The 20,934-nt window shown below is 73.3% G+C and carries 20 protein-coding genes; 10 read left to right on the plus strand and 10 right to left on the minus strand.

Features of this window, described 5'->3' with window-relative positions; translation table 11 throughout:
- From GCU69_RS04205 to GCU69_RS04215, 3 genes are all read left to right on the plus strand, one after another.
- The coding region (locus tag GCU69_RS04205; RefSeq protein WP_156205157.1) for a S1C family serine protease at positions 1–1,282 on the plus strand (1,282 nt) is incomplete at its 5' end.
- A 184-nt stretch (positions 1,283–1,466) separates the two neighbouring features.
- Entirely contained in the window at positions 1,467–1,988 is a 522-nt protein-coding gene (locus tag GCU69_RS04210; RefSeq protein ID WP_156205158.1) for a sec-independent translocase, read from the plus strand.
- Positions 1,989–2,105: 117 nt separating this feature from the next.
- Positions 2,106–2,798 (plus strand): hypothetical protein, encoded by a 693-nt coding sequence (locus GCU69_RS04215; protein ID WP_235978207.1) that lies wholly within the window; start codon positions 2,106–2,108, stop codon positions 2,796–2,798.
- Between the two features lie 266 nt (positions 2,799–3,064).
- Here the strand turns inward: GCU69_RS04215 and GCU69_RS04220 are convergent, their stop codons facing one another.
- The 3 genes from GCU69_RS04220 to GCU69_RS04230 all read right to left on the minus strand — a co-directional run bounded on the left by GCU69_RS04220 (position 3,065) and on the right by GCU69_RS04230 (position 6,205).
- Positions 3,065–4,225: an Mrp/NBP35 family ATP-binding protein gene (locus GCU69_RS04220; RefSeq protein ID WP_098749944.1), complete on the minus strand. Its 1,161-nt coding sequence runs from the start codon at positions 4,223–4,225 to the stop codon at positions 3,065–3,067.
- Positions 4,226–4,314: 89 nt separating this feature from the next.
- Positions 4,315–4,875 (minus strand): DUF1003 domain-containing protein, encoded by a 561-nt coding sequence (locus tag GCU69_RS04225; RefSeq protein ID WP_098749929.1) that lies wholly within the window; start codon positions 4,873–4,875, stop codon positions 4,315–4,317.
- On the minus strand, positions 4,865–6,205 hold the full coding sequence (locus GCU69_RS04230; protein WP_098749930.1) for a magnesium transporter MgtE N-terminal domain-containing protein: 1,341 nt from the start codon (positions 6,203–6,205) through the stop codon (positions 4,865–4,867). The genes GCU69_RS04225 and GCU69_RS04230 overlap by 11 nt, the downstream gene beginning before the upstream one ends.
- A 192-nt stretch (positions 6,206–6,397) precedes the next feature.
- Between GCU69_RS04230 and GCU69_RS04235 the strand changes: the two genes are divergently transcribed.
- Positions 6,398–7,180 (plus strand): hypothetical protein, encoded by a 783-nt coding sequence (locus GCU69_RS04235; protein ID WP_098749931.1) that lies wholly within the window; start codon positions 6,398–6,400, stop codon positions 7,178–7,180.
- Between the two features lie 35 nt (positions 7,181–7,215).
- Here the strand turns inward: GCU69_RS04235 and GCU69_RS04240 are convergent, their stop codons facing one another.
- Both GCU69_RS04240 and GCU69_RS04245 read right to left on the minus strand, forming a co-directional pair.
- Positions 7,216–7,740 carry a hypothetical protein gene (locus tag GCU69_RS04240; protein ID WP_098749932.1) on the minus strand — a complete coding sequence of 175 codons (525 nt, stop codon included), beginning with the start codon at positions 7,738–7,740 and terminating at the stop codon, positions 7,216–7,218.
- A 41-nt stretch (positions 7,741–7,781) separates the two neighbouring features.
- Positions 7,782–8,888 (minus strand): magnesium and cobalt transport protein CorA, encoded by a 1,107-nt coding sequence (locus GCU69_RS04245; protein WP_098749933.1) that lies wholly within the window; start codon positions 8,886–8,888, stop codon positions 7,782–7,784.
- A gap of 549 nt (positions 8,889–9,437) precedes the next feature.
- Between GCU69_RS04245 and GCU69_RS04250 the strand changes: the two genes are divergently transcribed.
- Positions 9,438–10,025: a suppressor of fused domain protein gene (locus tag GCU69_RS04250; protein ID WP_156205159.1), complete on the plus strand. Its 588-nt coding sequence runs from the start codon at positions 9,438–9,440 to the stop codon at positions 10,023–10,025.
- A gap of 54 nt (positions 10,026–10,079) precedes the next feature.
- Here the strand turns inward: GCU69_RS04250 and GCU69_RS04255 are convergent, their stop codons facing one another.
- The gene (locus GCU69_RS04255; protein ID WP_235978208.1) at positions 10,080–11,492 is read right to left on the minus strand and encodes an MFS transporter; all 1,413 of its coding nucleotides are present in this window, start codon (positions 11,490–11,492) and stop codon (positions 10,080–10,082) included.
- 193 nt (positions 11,493–11,685) lie between these two features.
- Here GCU69_RS04255 and GCU69_RS04260 point away from each other — a divergent pair, with 193 nt between their 5' ends.
- The 3 genes from GCU69_RS04260 to GCU69_RS04270 all read left to right on the plus strand — a co-directional run bounded on the left by GCU69_RS04260 (position 11,686) and on the right by GCU69_RS04270 (position 14,297).
- On the plus strand, positions 11,686–12,324 hold the full coding sequence (locus tag GCU69_RS04260) for a DUF6758 family protein (protein WP_098749935.1): 639 nt from the start codon (positions 11,686–11,688) through the stop codon (positions 12,322–12,324).
- 398 nt (positions 12,325–12,722) lie between these two features.
- Complete coding sequence (locus GCU69_RS04265) at positions 12,723–13,577, plus strand: PHP domain-containing protein (RefSeq protein ID WP_098749936.1); 855 nt, start codon at positions 12,723–12,725, stop codon at positions 13,575–13,577.
- Between the two features lie 108 nt (positions 13,578–13,685).
- Positions 13,686–14,297: a MarC family protein gene (locus GCU69_RS04270; RefSeq protein WP_098749937.1), complete on the plus strand. Its 612-nt coding sequence runs from the start codon at positions 13,686–13,688 to the stop codon at positions 14,295–14,297.
- A gap of 78 nt (positions 14,298–14,375) precedes the next feature.
- Here GCU69_RS04270 and GCU69_RS32505 read toward each other — a convergent pair whose 3' ends face one another.
- The gene (locus tag GCU69_RS32505) at positions 14,376–14,528 is read right to left on the minus strand and encodes a hypothetical protein (protein WP_098749938.1); all 153 of its coding nucleotides are present in this window, start codon (positions 14,526–14,528) and stop codon (positions 14,376–14,378) included.
- A 199-nt stretch (positions 14,529–14,727) separates the two neighbouring features.
- Here GCU69_RS32505 and GCU69_RS04275 point away from each other — a divergent pair, with 199 nt between their 5' ends.
- Entirely contained in the window at positions 14,728–15,711 is a 984-nt protein-coding gene (locus GCU69_RS04275; protein WP_098749939.1) for an NYN domain-containing protein, read from the plus strand.
- A 407-nt stretch (positions 15,712–16,118) separates the two neighbouring features.
- Here GCU69_RS04275 and GCU69_RS04280 read toward each other — a convergent pair whose 3' ends face one another.
- Both GCU69_RS04280 and GCU69_RS04285 read right to left on the minus strand, forming a co-directional pair.
- Positions 16,119–17,048, minus strand: a complete 930-nt coding sequence (locus tag GCU69_RS04280; RefSeq protein WP_156205160.1) for an alpha/beta fold hydrolase — start codon at positions 17,046–17,048, stop codon at positions 16,119–16,121.
- Between the two features lie 429 nt (positions 17,049–17,477).
- Entirely contained in the window at positions 17,478–19,085 is a 1,608-nt protein-coding gene (locus GCU69_RS04285; RefSeq protein WP_408055759.1) for a DEAD/DEAH box helicase, read from the minus strand.
- 517 nt (positions 19,086–19,602) lie between these two features.
- Between GCU69_RS04285 and GCU69_RS04290 the strand changes: the two genes are divergently transcribed.
- Positions 19,603–20,349, plus strand: a complete 747-nt coding sequence (locus GCU69_RS04290; RefSeq protein ID WP_098749942.1) for a ferritin-like fold-containing protein — start codon at positions 19,603–19,605, stop codon at positions 20,347–20,349.
- A 168-nt stretch (positions 20,350–20,517) separates the two neighbouring features.
- Here GCU69_RS04290 and GCU69_RS04295 read toward each other — a convergent pair whose 3' ends face one another.
- Positions 20,518–20,787, minus strand: a complete 270-nt coding sequence (locus tag GCU69_RS04295; RefSeq protein ID WP_098749945.1) for a hypothetical protein — start codon at positions 20,785–20,787, stop codon at positions 20,518–20,520.
- Positions 20,788–20,934: the final 147 nt, after the last annotated feature.

Consider the following 20,934-nt stretch of genomic DNA (forward strand, 5'->3'; position numbering starts at 1 on the left):
ACCCGACGCCCCGGCCGGAGGAGGCCCCGCGCAGGGCGCTCCGGCGGCCGGTCACTGGCAGCGGTACGACCCGTGGGCCGCGCCCGGCACCATGTCCGGCACCGCGCCCGGGGACGGGCCCGGGACCGGGACGACGGGCCGGCCGAAGCGGCGGCCGGGGAAGGGCGCCGTGCTGATCGGCGCGCTGCTGCTGGCCCTCGTCGCGGGCGGCATCGGCGGCGGCATCGGCGCGTACGTCGAGCGGCACGGCGGCGTCACCCGGATCGAGCTGCCCCAGGCGGGGGCGGAGGACACGAAGCGGGATCCCGGCAGTGTGGCGGGCATCGCCGAGGCCACTCTGCCCGGCGTGGTGACGCTGCACGTCAAGGGCGGTGAGGGCGGTGACGGTGCCGAGGGACAGGGCACCGGCACGGGTTTCGTGCTCGACGAGAGCGGCCACATCCTGACCAACAACCACGTCGTGGCGTCCGCGGCCTCGGGCGGCGGCGACATCTCGGTGACGTTCAACAGCGGCGACACCGCCGGTGCCGAGATCGTCGGCCGAGACAGCGGTTACGACCTGGCCGTGGTCAAGGTCGAGGGGGTGCGCAATCTGCACCCGCTGGAGCTGGGCAACTCCGACTCGGTCAAGGTCGGCGACCCGGTCGTCGCGATAGGCGCCCCGTACGACCTGGCGGGCACGGTCACCTCCGGCATCATCAGCGCCAAGGAGCGGCCGATCACCGCCGGGGGCGAGGAGGGCGACGGCAGCGACGTCAGCTATGTCGACGCGCTCCAGACCGACGCACCGATCAACCCGGGCAATTCCGGCGGCCCGCTGATGAACCTCGACGGCCGGGTCATCGGCATCAACAGCGCCATCCGGGCCGCCGACAACGGCACCGGCCTCGGCGGCGGCCAGGGCGGCAGCATCGGACTCGGCTTCGCCATCCCCGTCAACCAGGGCAAGCGGGTCGCCGAGGAGCTGATCAACAAGGGTCACGCGAGCCACCCGGTGATCGGTGTCACCCTCGACATGCGGTTCTCCGGTGACGGCGCGAAGGTCGGCGTGGCCGGCAGCGACAGCCCGGCCGTCACCCCGGGCGGCCCGGGTGACAAGGCCGGTGTCGAGGAGGGCGACGTCATCACGGCGGTGGACGGCGCCCGGGTGCGCAGCGGCGAGGAGCTGATCGTGAAGATCCGCAGCAAGCGGCCCGGTGACCGGCTGGAGCTGACGCTGGAGCGCGACGGCGACGAGCGGACGGTGGAGCTGACCCTCGGTTCGGCGGGGGACGAGGGATGAGCGGTCCGGCGGAAGCGGCCCGGGCCGGCGGGCCGTTCCGGGGCCGGAGCGCGGTTGGCTGCCCGGTACGGTACCGCCGGTCCGGTGGAGCCGGGTACCGTGGAGCGGGCCCGGGCCCTCACCCCGCCCCGGCGGGAAGACCTCATCCGACCTGCGGGCCGCGGACGTCCGAAGGAGCTGCAAGGTGTTCAATGACATAGGCGCCCTCGAGATCGCCGCGCTCGTGATCCTTGCCGTGCTCGTCTTCGGGCCGGACAAGCTGCCGAAAGTCATCCAGGACGTCTCGCGCACCGTGCGCAAGATCCGTCAGTTCTCGGACAGCGCCAAGGAAGACATCCGTTCCGAGCTGGGACCGGAGTTCAAGGACTTCGAGTTCGAGGACCTCAACCCGAAGAACTTCGTCCGCAAGCAGCTCATGGACAACGACGACCTCGGCATCAAGGAGATCCGGAACGAGTTCGACCTCCGCAAGGAGATGAACGAGGTCGCCGACGCGGTGCACGGCCGCGACGGCGACGCGTCCGGATCCTCGGGCTCCTCCGGCTCGGCCGACTCGTCCGGAGGCGCCCCGGAGAGTGGTTCCAAGCTGTCCCTGACGAAGTCCTCCGGAACCTCCGGTTCCTCCGGCAGCGGCCCGGACCTGCTGCGCAAGCAGGAAAATCCTGCCCAGGCCGACCGCCCGCCCTTCGACGTGGACGCCACCTGATCCACCCGTATGTCCGAACGGCACGACCGGTGTGGTTATTCTCCCAGTGTCCGGGGTCAGCCCGTCCGAGCGGCGGACAGCCCTTCGGCAACGGGGCAACGAGGAGGCACCACGCACATGGAGACGACGAGTCGGGTAGGGGCGCGACAGGCGCCCGACGCGCCCAGCGCGTCCGACGTGGAGGCCGGAAGACCGGGGCAGGGCCTGCCCCCCGAGGGCCGCGCGGTGGACGGTTATCTGCGCGCCGCATTCCCCTGGTACGGCCTGGACGAGGCCTTCACCGGGCCGCGCTGGCTCATGCAGGTCGGCGCCGCCGCCGACGGCACCGTCGAGCACGGCTCCACCGGGCACGGCGAGGTGCCCTCGTACCGTACGGAGACCGAGCGGGACGACCGCCGCTTCTCGGTCGTCGTGACGGTCGCCAGCCGCCCCGTGCGGCGCAGCGCCGACGGCACGGGCGTGCTGGAGGCCACCTCGGTCTCCTCCGCGGCCTGGCTGGCCGGGTCCGGTCTGTTGTCGTGCACCTGGCCGACGCAGATGGAGCGCTCGCTCCGGGACGACTGGCTGGAGCAGCAGACGGCCACCGCCTGGGAGCTGGCCGACGACCTGCACGGGCCCGCGTGGACGACGCTGTCGCTGCCCGTGGACGGGGTGCCGACGGAGTTCCGCTACCGGGAGTCCGAGTACGGCTGGGTGCTCGCGGGCGAGGCCAGGGACGGCACGCACCTGGGCGCGTACGGGCGCGGCATGAGCGCGTACGGCCTGGGCTTCGCGGTGATCAAGGACATCCTCGCCGAGTACGACGGCTGAGAACGGCGGCTGAGAACGGCGGGGCTCCCGGGCTCCGGCCGGGACCGGCCCGGGAGCCGCGGGCCCGGCCCGAGCGGCCGGGGAGCCCGGGCAGCCGGGGGCAGCCGGGGCAGCCGGGACAGCCCGGAGCAGCCCCGGAAGCCCGGCAGGGCCGGGGACAGCTGAGCGCACAGCCGGAAGCCCGGTGTCCCGCCCCAGGCCGGGGACGGGACACCGGGCTTCGGTGTCCGCCGTACCGCCAGCGGCCCCGCGGGGCCGCTGCTGACTCAGAACTTGTTGCGCGGGGTGATCCCCAGGGACATGCCGGAGAGCCCCCGCTGCCGCCCGCCGAGCTTGCCCGCGATGGTGCGCAGCGCGCTGCCGGCGGGGGACTCGGGGTCGGTCAGCACGACCGGCCTGCCCTCGTCGCCGCCCTCGCGCAGCCGCACGTCGATGGGGATGGCGCCCAGCACCGGCACCTGCGCGCCCGTCGTGCGGGTCAGGCCCTCGGCGACCCGCTCGCCGCCGCCGGTGCCGAAGACGTCGACCATCTCGTCACAGTGCGGGCAGGGCAGCCCGGACATGTTCTCCACGACGCCGACGATCTTCTGGTGGGTCTGCACAGCGATGGAGCCGGCGCGCTCGGCGACCTCGGCCGCGGCCTGCTGCGGCGTGGTGACGACCAGGATCTCGGCGTTGGGCACGAGCTGGGCCACCGAGATCGCGATGTCGCCGGTGCCCGGCGGCAGGTCGAGCAGCAGCACGTCCAGGTCGCCCCAGAAGACGTCCGCGAGGAACTGCTGGAGCGCCCGGTGCAGCATCGGGCCGCGCCAGACGACCGGGGCGTTGCCCGGGGTGAACATGCCGATCGAGATGACCTTCACGCCGTTCGCCGACGGCGGCATGATCATGTCCTCGACCTGGGTGGGGCGGCCCTCCGCGCCGAGCATCCGGGGCACCGAGTGGCCGTAGATGTCCGCGTCGACGACACCGACCTTCAGGCCGTCGGCGGCCATCGCCGCGGCGATGTTGACCGTCACCGAGGACTTGCCGACACCGCCCTTGCCGGAGGCGACGGCGTAGACCCGGGTGAGCGAGCCGGGGCGGGCGAAGGGCACCTCGCGCTCGGCCTTGCCGCCGCGCAGCGCGCCGGCCAGCTCCTTGCGCTGCTCGTCGCTCATCACGTCCAGCTCGACACTCACCCCGGTGACGCCGTCCACGGCGGCGACCGCGTCGGTGACCGAGTTCGTGATCGTTTCCCGCATCGGGCAGCCGGCCACCGTGAGATACACGCCGACCGCCACCGAGCCGTCGGCCGCGATCTCCACCGACTTGACCATCCCGAGATCGGTGATGGGCCGGTGGATCTCCGGGTCGTTCACCGTCGCGAGCGCGGCGCGGACCGCGTCCTCGTCCGGCGCGGAACCTGGTGGTGTATCGGTAGCCATACCGACGATGGTACGGCGCCCGCGGCGGCTTGCGGCGCGCCGGTGTGCGGTCTGCGTCACAGGCCGCGGTCCGTGGCGGCCGGCGGCGGTCAGCGGGGGTGCTCCGGGTCCGGCCGGCGGTCCTCCAGCTCCTTGAGCATGTCCTGGAACTCGGAGCGGATCCAGTCCCGGGTGGCGACCTCGCCGAGCCCCATCCGCAGGGCGGCGATCTCCCGGGTCAGATACTCCGTGTCGGCGATGCTGCGCTCGTTCTGCTTGCGGTCCTGTTCGAGATTGACCCGGTCGCGGTCGTCCTGCCGGTTCTGCGCGAGGAGGATCAGCGGGGCGGCGTACGAGGCCTGGAGGGACAGCATCAGGGTCAGGAAGATGAAGGGGTATTCGTCGAACCGCAGATGCCGCGGGGCGGTGCTGTTCCACAGCACCCACACCACGATCACCACCGTCATCCAGACGATGAACCGCCCGGTGCCGAGGAACCGCGCGATGTTCTCCGAGGTGCGGCCGAACGCCTCCGGGTCGTAGGCCGGCAGCAGGCTGCGCCGGGGCGCCAGCGGCTGGTCCAGGCGCGGGGTCCGGTCGTGCCGGTCGTGCCGGTCATGCCGGTCGGAGCGTTCGTGCCGGTCGGAGCGTTCGAAACGGTCACCGGCCATCGGGGTCCTCCGGGAGCTGTTCCACGCCGACCGGTCCGTGCAGCTCGGTCTCCCGCCAGTCCTCCGGCAGCAGATGGTCGAGCACGTCGTCGACGGTGACGGCGCCCAGCAGCGAACCGCTGTCGTCGACGACGGCGGCCGACACGAGGTTGTACGTGGCGAGATAGCTGGTGACCTCGGGCAGCGGGGTGTCCGGGCCGAGCGGCTGGAGATCGTTGTCGACGATCGAGCCGACGAGCGTGAACGGCGGATCGCGCAGCAGCCGCTGGAAGTGCACGGTGCCGAGGTACTTGCCGGTCGGCGTCTCCTCCGGCGGCCGGGTCACGTACACCTGGGCGGCGAGCGCGGGGGAGAGGTCGCTGATCCGGACCCGGGCGAGGGCGTCCGCGACGGTCGCGTCGGGCCGCAGCACGATCGGCTCCGTGGTCATCAGGCCGCCCGCGGTGTGCTCCTCGTACGCCATCAGCCGGCGGACGTCGGCGGCGTCCCGCGGCCGCATGAGGGCCAGCAGCCGCTCCTTGTCCTCCTCGGGCAGCTCGGAGAGCAGGTCGGCCGCGTCGTCCGGGTCCATCGCCTCCAGGACGTCCGCGGCCCGGTCCTCCTCCAGCTTGCCGAGGATCTCCACCCGGTCGTCCTCCGGCAGCTCCTCCAGGACGTCGGCGAGCCGGTCGTCGTCGAGGGCCGCCGCGACCTCCGCGCGGCGCTTGGCGGAGAGGTGGTGCAGCATGTTGGCGAGGTCGGCGGGGCGCAACTGCTCGAAGGTCGCGAGCAGGTTCTCGGCGCCCTGCCCGTGCTCCTCCAAGGAGAAACCCGTGACGGCCGACCAGTCGACCGTGAGCGTCTCCCCCCGGCCGCCGCCGCCCCGCCAGCGGAGGGCCTTGCGCTGCTCGCCCCGGCGGAGCCCGGCCGCCCCGCCCTTGCCGCGGCGTACGAAGACCTTGTCGATCTCCCACTCGCGGCGCGCCGGGAGCTGGGTGATCGCCACGTCGAGCACCGTGACCTCCTCGTCCGTCTCCACGAGCCGCACCCGCCGGTCGAGCAGTTCACCGAGGACGAGGGTCTCCGTGGGCCGCTGCTCGAAACGGCGGACGTTGACCACTCCGGTGGTGATCACCTGGCCCGACTCCACGCCCGTCACCCGGGTCATCGGGATGAAGATCCGGCGTCTGGTCAGCACCTCGACGACGAGGCCGACCAGCCGCGGCGGCCGTTCCTTGAGGCGGAGCGTGACCACCAGATCGCGGACCCGTCCCACCTGGTCGCCGTTGGGGTCGAACACCGCGACACCCGCGATGTGCGAGACGAACACACGAGGGGCGCCTGACACCATGCCGCGCGCCTCCTTTGGTCGGAACAGACTGGACAAATATCCCGATAACGGGGTTCAGGCTAGCGTGCCCGGGCCGGGTGCGCCGTGGCGGCGGGAGAGGCCGGGAGGGACCCCTGCCCGCCCGGACGGCCCCCGGTACGCTGCCGTCGGGTTCCCCGCACTCCAGCCCGCATTCCAGGAGGCACGACAGACGTGACTGCGTTCCCTGACGCCCCGGCAGCTGCCCGCCGGATACGCTACGCGGTGCTCGCCGGGGCGGTGTGCACAGGGCTTGCCGCCGCCCTCACGGGCTGCTCCGCGGAGGACCCGGACGCGGGCACGAACGGTGTGGGAAAGCTCTCCGCCCAGAAGATCGAGAGCAAGGCGCGCGGTGCCGTCTCCGCCGCGGACTCGGTGCGGCTCTCCGGCACCATCGTCAGCGGCGGGAAGACGTACCAGCTCGACATGCTGCTCAAGGGGGCCGGCGGCAGCGGCCGGGTCAGCACGGAGGCGGCCGGCAGCTTCGAGCTGCTGCGCGTCGAGAAGGACCTCTATCTCAAGGCCGACGCCGCCTTCTGGAAGGACCAGGGCAAGAAGGGCGAGAAGGCGGAGCTGGGCGACGACAAGTCCGCGGCGGCCGGGAAGCTCGACGACAAGTACGTCAAGGTGCCCGTGGGCGATCCCGCCTACAAGCAGCTCAGCGGCTTCACCGACATGGAGCTTCTGCTCGACGACCTGATCGTGCTGCACGGCGAGCTGTCCAAGGAGGACCGCGGGGAGGTCGGGGGCAGCCGCACGATACGGCTCGCGGGCGGCGGCGGCTCGGGCGGGACGCTCGACGTCTCGCTGGAGGGCAAGCCGTTTCCGCTGCGCTTCCAGCGGGCCGGTGACGCGGGAGAGCTCCGGTTCGCCGACTGGAACAAGGACTTCGACCTGCTGCCGCCCGGCAAGGGCGACATCGTGGACTACGGCGAGAAGATCGCCACCACCGGCTGACGCAGCGCCGGGCCGGACGTGCGCCCCGTACGCCCTCAGCCCCTGCCGCGCCGCCGGGCCAGCAGCTTCGGCAGCGCCGCCGGGGCCGGGCGCCGGGTGGTGGCGGGCGTGGGCACGGGGACGGCCGCCAGCGAGCCGTCCGGCAGCGCCGCCGTCCCGCCGGCGGGCACCAGCCGCAGCACCCGGCACTCGCGCGCCCAGCGGTCCGTGACGGTCTCCGCGTCGGGAGCGTTCAGCCGCTTGCCCTTCAGTTCGCCGGCGGCCGCCCGCCACTCCTCCGTGCCGGGCGCCGGCTCGGTGACCGTCGCCGTCCAGGTCACCAGCCGCCCGCCCTTGTCCTTGCTCCGCACGGTCACCTCGGCGGGCCCGCCGTCGGCCAGTCCCAGCCCGGCCAGCGGCTGCTCACCCGGCCCGTCCCCGACGAGGCAGACCGCCCCGTCGTGCCATACGTGCCACAGGGCGCGCGGGGTCCCCTCGGTGCCCCGGACCCAGATGAGGCCGGACTTCTTCGTGGCCTCCTCGATGAGCGCGCGCTCCAGCGGCCCCTGCGTCTGCGTCATGCCGTCACCCTACGCATCTCGGCGGGCGCCCGGCAGGCCGCTCACAGCCAGCCGTTCCGCTTGAAGCCCCGGTGGATGGAGAGACAGATGACGACGATGAGGCCCATCACCATCGGATAGCCGTACTCCCAGTCGGTCTCCGGCATGTGCTCGAAGTTCATCCCGTAGACCCCGCAGATCATCGTGGGCACGGCGATGATGGCGGCCCAGGCCGTGATCTTGCGCATGTCCTCGTTCTGCGCGACGGTCGCCTGGGCCAGATTGGCCTGGAGGATCGAGTTCAGCAGGTCGTCGAAGGACACCACCTGCTCGTTGACCCGGGCCAGATGGTCGGCGACGTCCCGGAAGTACGTCTGGATGTCCGGGTCGACGAGCCGCATCGGCCGCTCGCTGAGCAGCTGCATCGGCCGCAGCAGCGGGGACACGGCCCGCTTGAACTCCAGCACCTCCCGCTTGAGCTGGTAGATGCGTCCCGCGTCACCGCCGCGGGTGCCGCTGCCCGGGCCCGAGCTGAAGACGTCGATCTCGACCTCGTCGATGTCGTCCTGAACGGCGTCGGCGACCGCGATGTAGCCGTCGACGACCTGGTCGGAGATCGCGTGCAGCACGGCGGACGGGCCCTTCTCCAGCAGCTCCGGGTCGTCCTCCAGCCGGTGCCGCAGGGCGCGCAGCGAGCCCTGCGCGCCGTGCCGGACGGTGATGACGAAGTCCCGGCCGGTGAAGCACATCACCTCGCCGGTCTCCACGACCTCGCTGGTCGCGGTGAGTTCCGCGTGCTCGACATAGTGGACGCTCTTGAAGACGGTGAAGAGGATGTCGTCGTAGCGCTCCAGCTTGGGGCGCTGGTGGGCGTGCACCGCGTCCTCGACGGCCAGCGGGTGCAGGCCGAACTCCCGGGCGATGCCCGCGAACTCCTCCTCGGACGGCTCGTGCAGGCCGATCCAGACGAAGCCGCCCTCGCCGCGCACGTGCTGCACGGCTTCGGCGGGTGAGAACTGGTCGTGGCTTCGGCGGCCGTCACGGTAGACGGCGCAGTCCACGACGGCGCTGGCGGCGCCGGGGCCGGCGGCGTCGGCCGGCCGGTAGCCGGGCCGCCCCTTGCGGAGGGAGGGCCGTACTGCTGCGCGCAGGTCACGGATCATCGACATGGCAGGCTCCTTCGCGGGCCGGGCGCCGGGGGCCGGTGCAGCACTGCCGGGAATGCGGGCGTGGAGCCGGTGCGGCGGGTACGTCCACAAAGCGGGCGGTGCGGCGGCGGCCGCGGCGGTCGGCGGGTCGCTGCGGACACGGAATCGAGACGAGGCGAGATGCTCTTCTGTCGTGCTGCGTCGCGCGCTGCCACCGGGCAGCCGCCGGGGCGGCTCGCGGTGCCCCGGAGCGGCGGAAAAAAATTCCCGGGACCCGGTGGTTGGATCACCGGGAGGTGGGTAAGCAGGCCGTCAGGTCGCGAAGAACGGGCGCGGCACGGAAGAGCTGTTGGTACTGCACGGTCGACTAGGATCCACCGCAGCCCCACCTCCTCCGGCCGGTCCCCCTTGGGGGAAGCACCGATCGCGACATGCGCCGCGAGACTGTCGATCGGCCGGGCTCGGACGGTGCCGTCCGTGCTGCCCTGACCGGCGCCCAAGACTAGCAGCCGCGGCCACCGGCGGCGGCCCTCGCCCGGCCGCCCGGCCACCGCGTTCTATGCTCGGCCCATGTCAGACGTATCCCCGCTGGTCGAGGCCCGGTTGCTGACGGCGCTGGGCGAGCCGGACGCCCGCGCCTCCGTCACCTTCCTGGGCACCGACCGCATCGAGGTCCTCCGCTTCCCCGAGGGGGACGTCGTGCGCTACGCCACACTCGGCATGTCGGCGCGGCCGATGACCGATCCGGCGGCGGCCCTCGCCGATCCGCTGCGCGGGCCGCGGGCCGAGCTGGTCCTCTCGGTGCGCTCCGGACTCGCGGACACCGACAAGCTGCTCCGGCCGCTGGCCGTGCTGGCCGCCTCGCCGCAGGTCGAGGGGGTCGTCGTGGCGCCGGGGGCGTCGCTCGACCTGGGGGAGCCGCTGTGGCCGGGGGCGCCCTTCAGCTCCGTACTGGTGGCCGAGTCCGGCGGGCTGGTGGAGGACCTGGAGCTGGACGAGCCGATGGAGCCCGTCCGCTTTCTGCCGCTGCTGCCGATGACACCGAACGAGGCTGCCTGGAAGCGGGTGCACGGCGCGGCGGCGCTGGAGGAGCGCTGGCTCGCCCGGGGGACGGACCTGCGCGACCCGCGGCGCGGAAGCGTACCGCTGGCGGACTGAGGATCCGCGGCGCGGAAGCGGGGCGGCCGCGGCCGCGCCCGGATGCGGGGCGGCTCAGCCGGTGCCGGAGGGCCGCGCGGCGGCGGCCGGCCACTCCCGGCCGTCCCGGCCACCGGAATCCGCGCCGCTGTCACCGGCACCCGCGCCGCTGTCCTCCCGGCCGCCCGCGCCATCCGCGCCGGCTGCGGTGTCCGCGGCGTTCACCGCGCCCGCGGCCCCCGTCCGGGCGGCGTGGTCCCCGCGACCGTGCTCCGGCCGCGGCTCCCCGGCCTCCGGGGTGAGCGAGCGCCGCCGTACGAGCACGATCAGGGCGGCGGCTCCCGCCGCGGCCGCCGCCACGACGAACGGCATGCGGACGTCGGTCCACTCCTCGATCTTCGGCGCGAGATACGGGGCCGCCGCGGCGGCGAACCACCGGACGAAGTTGTAGCCCGCGCTGGCCACGGGGCGCGGCGCGTCCGACACACCGAGCGCGAGTTCGGTGTAGACGGTGTTGGTCATGCCGATCAGCGCACCGGAGAGGATCGTGCACACCACGGCGGTCGTATGGCCGCCGTAGCCGAGCACCAGCAGGTCCGCCGCCATCAGCACCAGCGATCCGCCCAGCACCCGCAGCGACCCGAAGCGCTTCTGCAGCGCGGGAGCGACCAGCACCGAGAACACGGCGAGCAGCACGCCCCAGCCGAAGAACACGGCCCCTGACCGGTAGGGCGTCATGTCCAGCACGAAGGGCGTGAAGGCCAGCACCGTGAAGAACGCGTAGTTGTAGAAGAAGGCCGAGGCGGCGGCGGAGGCGAGCCCGCCGTGCCCGAGCGCCCGCACCGGGTCGAGGAGTGAGGTCTTCCGGGCCGGCCGCGGCTGCTCCTTCAGCAGCACGGTGACGGCGATGAAGCCGACGGCCATCAGGACCGCGGTGCCGAAGAAGGGGAAACGCCAGTTCAGGTCGCCCAGCACCGCGCCCACCAGCGGGCCGCAGGCCATGCCGAGACCGAGCGCCGACTCGTAGAGGAGGATCGCCGCCGCGCTGCCGCCGGACGCCGCGCCGACGATGACGGCGAGGGAGGTCGACACGAACAGCGCGTTGCCCAGCCCCCAGCCGGCCCGGAAGCCGACGAGCTGCCCGACGGAGGACGAGGCGCCGGACAGCGCGGCGAAGACCACGACCAGCGCGAGCCCGGTGAGCAGCGTCCGGCGGCCGCCGATGCGGCTGGAGACGAACCCGGTCACCAGCATCGCGACCGCGGTGATCAGGAAGTACGAGGTGAAGAGCAGCGAGACCTGGCTCGGCGTGGCGTCCAGGCCCTTGGCGATCGACGGCAGGATCGGGTCGACGAGGCCGATGCCCATGAACGCGACCACCGCCGCGCCCGCCGTCGCCCAGACGGCCATGGGCTGCCGGAGGATGCTGCCGCTGCCCTCCTGGAAGGGGTCCTCCCCTCCGGCGGGGCGTCCGGAGTTGCTGTGCATCGGTGTGTCCCTTCGCGGACGGACCGGGCTCGCGGGCCCGGGATGGGCGGGCAAATACGGTTGCTGAATACACACAATAATTTAGACAAGCTAATAGATGCAAGATGCACGCAGATTCCCGGCGCCATGCCGGGAGCACCGGACGGGTGATCGTCCTTGACGCGAAGGTTGGCGGGTAGGACTGTTGGATCCCATGAGGGGCGAACCGACGTGCCCGAAGTGCGGTGGCCGGGTCCGGGCGCCCGGTCTTTTCGCCGACTCCTGGCAGTGCGACGTGCACGGCACGGTGCACCCGCTGCAGCCGGTCGTTCCGCCGAGCGTGGAGGCGCTCGCCGTCGTGGTGAAGCGCGCCCGCGTCCCGGTGTGGATGCCCTGGCCGCTCCCGGTCGGCTGGCTGTTCACCGGCATCGCCTGCGCGGGGGACGACCGCGGCGGCGGACGGGCCACGGCCGTCGCCTGCTCCGGCCCCGGCCCGCTCGGCGGCATGGGGGAGCTGCTGCTGATCGCCGAGGAGCTGGGAGTCGGCCTCGGGGCGCGGTACGCCGGGATCGCGGGCCCCGACCCCGGCCCGCACATGCGCGTCGACAAGCCGCCGCACGCCAAGGTGCACGCCGCCGGCCGGCCGACTCCCCTGTGGAACGTCGAAGGCGTCCCGGCGGACCGGGCCGTCTTCGCGGGCGAGGCGCTCGGCCTGTGGCTCTGGGCGATCGTCTGGCCCGAGCAGAGCGGTCTGCTGATGTACGACGAGCTGGTGCTCACCGATCTGCGCGACGCCGGCGCCGAGGTGGACCTGCTGCCCTGCGGGGCGCTGTCGCCCCGAATTCTGTCCTGAGACCGGAGCCCGGTAACGGCCCCGGGGCAGGCCCGGGTTGCCGCCGTGAGGGCCCGAACCCCCGCACCGGGACCGGTGTCGTCGGCTCGCTGCCGGTCCGGGTCGCTCGCCCCTGCGACCGGCCGGGGACGGGCGTCGCAGGCTTCGGTGCTGCCGGGGCGGGGCCGAGGATTTCGTTCCGCGGTGGCGGCGGCCTCGTTCCGCGGTGGCGGCGGGCTCGGTCCGGACGCCGGCGGTCTCGGTGCGCGGTAGCGCCTGTCTCGGCGCGGGGGGCCGGCGGTCACGGTCCGCGGTACCCGCGGGCTCGGTCCGGGCCTCGATGGCCTCGGTTCCGGGGGCCGTCCGCGGCGCCGATAGACTGGGCTCTCCCCGTCCGCCGTCCCCATGGAGCCTGTGCCGTGCGCATCGACCTGCACACCCACTCCACCGCTTCGGACGGCACGGACACCCCCGCCGAGCTGGTGCGGAACGCCGTCCGCGCGGGGCTGGACGTCGTCGCGCTCACCGACCACGACACCGTCGGCGGCCACGACGAGGCGACGGCCGCACTGCCGCCCGGGCTCACGCTGGTCACCGGCGCCGAGCTGTCCTGCCGCTACGAGGACGTCGGCGTGCACATGCTCGCGTATCTCTTCGACCCCCGGGAGCCGGAGTTCGCGCGCGAGCGCGAGCTGGTCCGCGACGACCGGGTCCCCCGGGCCCGCGGCATGGTGGCCAAGCTCCGTGAACTGGGTGTGCCGATCACCTGGGAGCAGGTCGCGCGGATCGCCGGGGACGGTTCCGTCGGCCGCCCGCACGTCGCCTCCGCCCTGGTCGAACTGGGCGTCGTGGGCAGCGTCTCGGACGCCTTCGCCCCCGACTGGCTCGCCGACGGCGGGCGGGCGTACGTGGAGAAGCACGAGCTCGACCCGTTCACCGCGGTCCGGCTGGTCAAGGCCGCGGGCGGAGTGGCCGTGCTCGCGCATCCGATGGCGGTCAAGCGCGGTGCCCGGCTCCCGGAGAAGGTGATCGGCGAGCTGGCCGAGGCCGGGCTCGACGGGGTCGAGGTTGATCACATGGACCACGACGAGGCGGCCCGGGACCGGCTGCGGGGGCTGGCGGCCGACTGCGGACTGCTCGTCACCGGTTCCAGCGACTACCACGGCAGCCGGAAGACCTGCGTGCTCGGCGAGTACACGACCGACCCGGAGGTCTACGGCGAGATCGTGCGCCGGGCCACCGGGGCCTTCCCCGTACCGGGCGCGGGCGGCTGAGCCCTCCGCCCCCGCCCGCAGCATCCCCGCCCGCAGCACCTCCGCTCTCCCCGCTGCCTCCGCCTCCGCTCCCGCCGCCGACCGGCTCACTCTCGCAAGGGCATCCCCGTGTTCGATCTCGCTGTTTTCGGATCCGTCTTCGTCACCCTTTTCGTGATCATGGATCCGCCCGGCATCACCCCGATCTTTCTCGCGCTGACCTCGGGCCGCCCGGTGAAGGTCCAGCGGAAGATGGCGTTCCAGGCGGTCCTGGTGGCCTTCGGCGTCATCGCCGTCTTCGGCCTGTGCGGCCAGCAGATCCTCGACTACCTGCATGTCTCCGTACCGGCCCTGATGGTCGCGGGCGGCCTGCTGCTCCTGCTCATCGCGCTGGACCTGCTGACCGGGAAGACGGACGAGCCCTCGCAGACCAAGGACGTCAACGTCGCCCTCGTACCGCTGGGCATGCCGCTGCTGGCCGGGCCCGGCGCGATCGTCACCGTGATCCTCGCGGTGCAGGAGAGCGACGGCATCGGCGGCCGGCTGTCGGTGTGGGCGGCCATCGTCGCGATGCACGTGGTGCTCTGGCTGGTCATGCGCTATTCGCTGCTGATCATCCGCGTCATCAAGGACGGTGGCGTGGTGCTGGTGACCAGGCTCTCCGGGATGCTGCTCTCGGCGATCGCGGTGCAGCAGATCGCGGGCGGGGTGACGCAGTTCATCCAGAACGGCGGGGCCTGACGCGCGGCCGGTTCCCCCGGCGGCGGACACGGCTGCGCCCCCGTACATCCGTGTACGGGGGCGCCCTGTGTGCGAGTGTTACGAGGCCGGGGTCTCGGCCGGGCGGATGTAGATGCGCTGGCCGATCGCTGCGGCCTGCTGCACGATCCGGTTGACGGAGGCGGCGTCCACGACGGTGCTGTCCACGGCCGCGCCGTCGACGTCGTCGAGGTGCATGATCTCGAAGCGCAAGGCTTCTCCCTTCGTCTGATCCTCCTGAGGAGAACTGCGTGCGGAGCTGTTCTCGTACTCCGCGTTTCTGTACGTCTGCAACGAGCTGCAGAAGGCAAACATTCCCTACGCTAAGGAAATTTTTCGACTCGCTAACTACTTGCGGGTAGGGGCCGGCCTGTTGTGCCCCTCCGCCGCCCCCCGGGACAATGGGCCCGGTATGAACAACGACTCCACACACCCGACGACACCGCCGCCGCCCCCCGCCGGCCGGACCGCGGACGAGGACAACGGCCTCGCCGCGCTGGCCGCCGGGGTCCGGCGCACCAACGAGCTGCTGCAGCGGGTGCTCGCCGAAGTGGCGACCACACCCTCGACGCACGCGGTGTTCGTCGACGCGGGGTACGTCTACGCGGCGGCCGGCCGGCTCGTCACCGGCATCGAGGACCGCCGGTCCTTCGAGCTGGACGCCGAGGGACTGATCGAGGCCTTCATCGACAAGGCCCGCATGATCTTCCCGGACAGCCGGCTGCTGCGCGTCTACTGGTACGACGGTGCCCGGCGCCGTATCCACACCCCGGAGCAGCAGCAGATCGCGGAGCTGCCCGACGTCAAGGTCCGGCTCGGCAATCTCAACGCCAACAACCAGCAGAAGGGCGTCGACTCCCTGATCCGCACGGACCTGGAGTCGCTCGCCCGGCACCGCGCGATCAGCGACGCGGTGCTCATCGGCGGCGACGAGGACCTGGTCTCCGCGGTCGAGGCGGCCCAGGGGTACGGCGCCCGCGTCCATCTGTGGGGCATCGAGGCCGTCAGCGGACGGAACCAGGCCGACCCGCTGCTCTGGGAGGTCGACAGCCAGCGCACCTTCGAGCTGGACTTCTGCAAGCCCTACGTCACCCGGCGGGCCGCGGGCTACGCGGGCTACGAACCGAACGGCGACCACCCCGGCTGCGACGGTGACTCGCCCGCCCGGGAGGACGTCCGCTTCGTCGGCGCCCGCGTCGCCGCCCGGTGGCTGGCCGAGCGCGGCCGCGACTCGCTGGCCGAGCTGCTGCCCGGCCACCCCTACCTGCCCGGCTCCGCCGACCAGGAACTGCTGATCGAGGCGGAGGGGCTGCTCCAGCACTCGCTGCGCGGCCATGCCGATCTGCGCCGGGTGCTGCGCGACGGCTTCTGGGACCATCTGCGCGCCCAGTACTGACGGGGACGCGCTTCCCGCGCCCGGTACTGACGGGGACGCGCTTCCCGCGCCCGGTACTGACGGGGGCGCGCTCCCCGCGGCCCGGTACTGACGGGTGCGCGCCCCCGCACGGCTCTGCCCACGGGCTCCCGGGGCCGCCGGTGCCGCGCGGAGGGGCTGTCCGTTCACGCGCTCCCGGGGGCGGCGCCGCATCCCTGGCATGACGCGATCCGCTTACGGCCCCGCTCGCGGGCACCGGGCGTCGGCAGGTCGATCGCCGGGCGGTCGGCCCGGCCGGGAGCCGTGCTTGACGGTCCTGAGAGCTTCGAATGTGGACGGTCGGTCATCGCGCACGGCTCACCGCGCGGGTGCCGGCACGGACCGGACGCGCGCGGGTTCCGGAACCGACCGGACGCGCGCAGGGGGACTCAGTCCGGGACCGATGCCCAGAAGTCCGCGAGGGCCCGCGCCGTCTCCTCGGGCCGCTCGGCGTTCGGCGAATGCCCCGCACCGGCGACCACGGTGCGCCGGGCGCCCAGCCGCTCGGCCATCTCGTCCATCAGCGGCACCGGCCAGGCGAAGTCGACCGCCCCCGACACCACGTGGAACGGCAGCGGCACGGCCGCCAGCTCGGCCACCCGGTCCGGCTCCGTCACGAGCTGCCGGCCCGTCGCGACGAGCTGCTGCGGTACGGTCCCCAGCCAGCGGCGGTGCAGGAACTCGCCCGTGGCGTCCGGCACCTCCGGCGCGCCCGCGATGTCGGCCACCTCGGGCGAACCGGTCCGCGCGGGCTCGGCGGCGGCCCGCGTGTCGTACTCCCGCATGGCCTGCCAGACGGACTCCATGTCCATCACCAGCAGCGCGTCGATCAGCAGCTTGGTGCGGACCTGCTGCTCCTCGGTGATGGCGGCCGGACCCGAACTCATGATCGTCAGGGACGCGAAGGGCGCGGCGTCGAGCAGCACGGCGGCGCGGGTGATCAGACCGCCGAGCGAATGCCCCAGCAGATGCAGCCGCCCGGCCGGGCCCCGCCGTCCCTCCACGGCGGCGGCCGCCTGCGCCAGCACGTCCCGGGCCAGCTCGCCCTGGGCGTAGGCGTTCTCCTCGGGCGGGCCGTCGCTCTCGTGCTGCCCGCGGCCGTCGATCGCGAGCACCCGGAAACCGGCCGCCGCCAGTGGCTCCAGCAGGCCGATGAAGTCTTCCTTGCTCCCGGTGAAACCGGGCACGAGCAGAGCGGTGCCGCGCACCTCCGTGCCCGCGGGCGGCACGGACTCGTGCGCGGCGAAGTCGCCGCGAGGGGTGCGCAACCGGAGCGCCCGGGCGCAGGCGGGCAGGTCGAGGGTCGGCGGCAGGCTCATGCCCCGAGGCTATCGGCCGGGGGTGACGACGAGGATGCCGCCCGGTGAGCGGCGGATTGCCGCCGGGACGGCGAGGTCCGGCCCCGGAGCCGGACGGCGCGGAAGCCCTTCGGCCCCGGAGCAGCACGAAGGCCCGGCCACCGGAACCGGACAGCACGGAGGCCCGGCCCTCGGAGCCGGACGGCGGGGAACCAGGCCCCCGGAGCCGGACGCGGCGGAAGCCCCCGGCCCCGGAGCCGGACAGCACGTGAACCCGGTCTCCGGGAGCGAGCACGGAAGCCCGGGCCCCGGGAGCCCGGCAGCACATAAGCCCGGCAGCACGTAAGCCGCCCCCGGGAGCCGGTGAGCACATAAGCCGGGCCCCCGGGAGCCCGGCAGCACGGAAGCCCGGTCCCTGGGCCGGGACCGGGCTTCCGTGACGTGCTGGGGTCAGCTCTCCGGCGTGGCCTCCGTGGAGGAGCCGGCGCCCGCGCGGGTGCGGCGACGGCGGCGGGGCGCCTTGGCGGCCCCGTCCGTACCGTCCGACGCACTGTCCGGGGCACCGCTCGCTGCGGCGGTCTGCCGCTGCTGGAGCGGGGCGGCCTCCGCCGACGCGTCCGCGGGCTTCGCGGACCGGGTGCGACGGCGGCGGCGCGGGGTCCTCGGCGCGGAGGCGTCCGCGGACTCCGCCGCGACCGTGCCCCCGGCCCGGTCGCCGGAGCGCTCCGCGTCCTTCCCGGCGGCGGCCGCGTCCGCGTCCGACACCGGCTCGCCGCCGCGGGTGCGGCGCCTGCTGCGCGGCGTACGGGTGCGCTTGGGCCGCTCCTCGGTCCTGGCGGCCGGGCCGCCGCGGCTCTTGCGGCCGCCCGTCTCGCCGAGGTCCTCGATCTCCTCGGCGCCGAGGCCGGCGCGGGTCCGCTCGCCACGCGGCAGTATGCCGGTGGTGCCGGCGGGGATGCTGAGCTGCTCGTAGAGGTGCTCGGAGGTGGAGTAGGTCTCCTCCGGCTCGTCGAACGGCAGGCCCAGCGCCTTGTTGATCAGCTTCCAGCGCGGGATGTCGTCCCAGTCGACGAGGGTGACCGCGATACCCGACTTGCCCGCGCGGCCGGTGCGGCCGATGCGGTGCAGATAGGTCTTCTCGTCCTCGGGCGACTGGTAGTTGATGACATGCGTCACGTCGTCGACGTCGATGCCGCGCGCGGCGACATCGGTGCAGACCAGGACGTCGACCTTGCCGTTGCGGAAGGCGCGCAGCGCCTGCTCGCGCGCTCCCTGGCCGAGGTCGCCGTGGACCGCGCCGGAGGCGAAGCCGCGGCGTGCCAGCTGGTCGGCGATGTCGGCGGCCGTCCGCTTCGTACGGCAGAAGATCATGGAGAGTCCGCGGCCCTCGGCCTGGAGGATGCGGGAGACCAGCTCCGGCTTGTCCATGGAGTGGGCACGGAAGACGTGCTGCTTGGTGTTCGCGACGGTCTGGCCCTCGTCGTCCGGGGCGGTCGCCCGGATGTGCGTGGGCTGCGACATGTAGCGCCGCGCCAGCGAGATGACCGCGCCCGGCATGGTCGCCGAGAACAGCATCGTCTGGCGCTTGGCGGGCAGCAGCTGGACGATCCGCTCGACGTCGGGCAGGAAGCCCAGGTCGAGCATCTCGTCGGCCTCGTCCAGGACGAGCGCCCGGACGGCGGACAGGTCGAGCTTCTTCTGCCCCGCCAGGTCCAGCAGCCGGCCGGGGGTGCCGACGACCACGTCGACGCCCTTCTTGAGGGCCTCGACCTGCGGCTCGTAGGCCCGGCCGCCGTAGATGGCGAGCACCCGGACGTTGCGGACCTTGCCGGCGGTCAGCAGGTCGTTGGTGACCTGCTGGCACAGCTCGCGGGTCGGGACGACCACCAGAGCCTGCGGGGTGTCGGTCAGCTGCTCGGGCGCGGCCCGGCCCGCCTCGACGTCCGCGGGGACGGTGACGCGCTCCAGGAGCGGCAGGCCGAAACCGAGCGTCTTGCCGGTGCCGGTCTTGGCCTGGCCGATGACGTCGCTGCCCGCGAGCGCGACGGGGAGAGTCATCTCCTGGATGGGGAACGGGGACGTGATGCCGACGGCCTCGAGGGCTTCGGCGGTCTCGGGGAGAATCCCGAGGTCTCGGAACGTAGTCAGGGTCTTGCCTCTTCCGTGAGACGCGACACGAGGCGGCGAAGGGGGTCAGTACCGCACCAGGACTGCGGCCGGCCGCGGGGACCGGCCGGGAGGTGCGGGACCACTGCCTTCGCTCGAGCGCTCGCGCCACGAGCGGTTCCCTCTCGGGTCGGTCCGCACGCTCGCGTGCGCACCGCTCGGAGGGCGGTCGGGTTGGGAAGCCGATCGGGCCACCGACCGGGCATCCGCTGGGGCGTCCGAGGAATGATCCTCGGAGAACTCCACAAGCAGAACTCCACTTGCGGAGCTCCAAAACGGGACCCGCCGACGTCGGCGGGTGCATTATCACTGTACCCCGGATTCGCGCATTTGTATTGGGCTGGTCTTCCCGGAGCGCCTCCCGGGAGTGGCCGGGCAGGGACTTCCGGCCCGCGCGGGGCGGGCTATTGTGCGCTGCATGGGAACGCCTGAGGAGACCACTGACCCTGCCGAGACGCACACCGGGATCGCCGCCCAGGACTGGGCACAGGCGGCCGCCGACCCGCAGTACCGGGCGGCTGTGGTGGATCTGCTCGGAGCGCTGGCGTACGGCGAGCTGGCCGCCTTCGAGCGGCTCGCGGAGGACGCCAAGCTGGCGCCGTCACCCTCCGACAAGGCGGAACTGGCGAAGATGGCCTCGGCGGAGTTCCACCACTTCGAGCGGCTGCGGGACCGGCTGACCGCGATCGAGGCGGACCCGGCGGAGGCCATGGAGCCCTTCGCGCGGGCGCTGGACGAGTTCCACCGGCAGACCGCGCCCTCGGACTGGCTGGAGGGCCTGGTCAAGGCCTATGTGGGCGATTCCATCGCGAGCGACTTCTACCGCGAGGTGGCGGTGCGGCTCGACTCCGACACCCGGGACCTGGTGCTCCAGGTCCTCGACGACACCGGACACGCGTCCTTCGCCGTGGAGAAGGTGCGGGCCGCCATCGAGGCGGACCCCCGGGTCGGCGGGCGGCTGGCGCTCTGGGCCCGGCGGCTGATGGGCGAGGCGCTCAGCCAGGCCCAGCGGGTGGTGGCCGAGCGGGACGCGCTGTCGACGATGCTCGTCGGCGGGGTGGCGGACGGCTTCGACCTCGCGGAGGTCGGACGGATGTTCTCCCGGATCACCGAGGCGCACACCAAGCGGATGGCGGCGCTGGGGCTCGCCGCCTGAATCCCGCCGGTTGAGGGCCGTACGGCTGCCGCCGGGCCCGTGCGGCTCCTGCCGCGGAGACCGGCCGCCCCGCCGCGATTCCCGCTGTCGGACGGCGGTCCGGCCGTCGGACCCGGTCCGGCTGCGGGACGGCGGTCCGACGGGGATCGCGGCGGGGCGGTCCGGCCGTCAGACGGCGGCCGACCGGCGTACGGGCCCGGTCTGCGGGCGGATCAGCAGCGACAGCAGCGCGACGCCGACGACGAGCGCGCCGAGCAGGATCGCGAGCCAGTGCCCGGGCCCCATCACCGCGCGGGTGATCAGGCAGCCCGCGAGGGACGCCACGGGGCCGGTGGCGAGCACCAGCGGACGGGCGGGAAGCCGCTCCGGGAACCGGCGCATCCCGGCGAAGGCGACGGCCAGACCGATCAGGACGGATCCGAGGGCTTCCAAGAGCATGATGACGATGTCCCTCCCGTAGCGGCCGGCGGGCGGTTGCCGACCGGCCCAGGCGGGTCGTACCCGGACACCGCGGACGGTAATCCTCCGCTCCGTACCGGTGACCTGGGGCGGGCGGTGGGAACGGCCGGCCGGGCGGCGGGAGGG

It is taken from the genome of Streptomyces lycii, assembly GCF_009735685.1.
GTDB classification, from domain to species: domain Bacteria; phylum Actinomycetota; class Actinomycetes; order Streptomycetales; family Streptomycetaceae; genus Streptomyces; species Streptomyces lycii.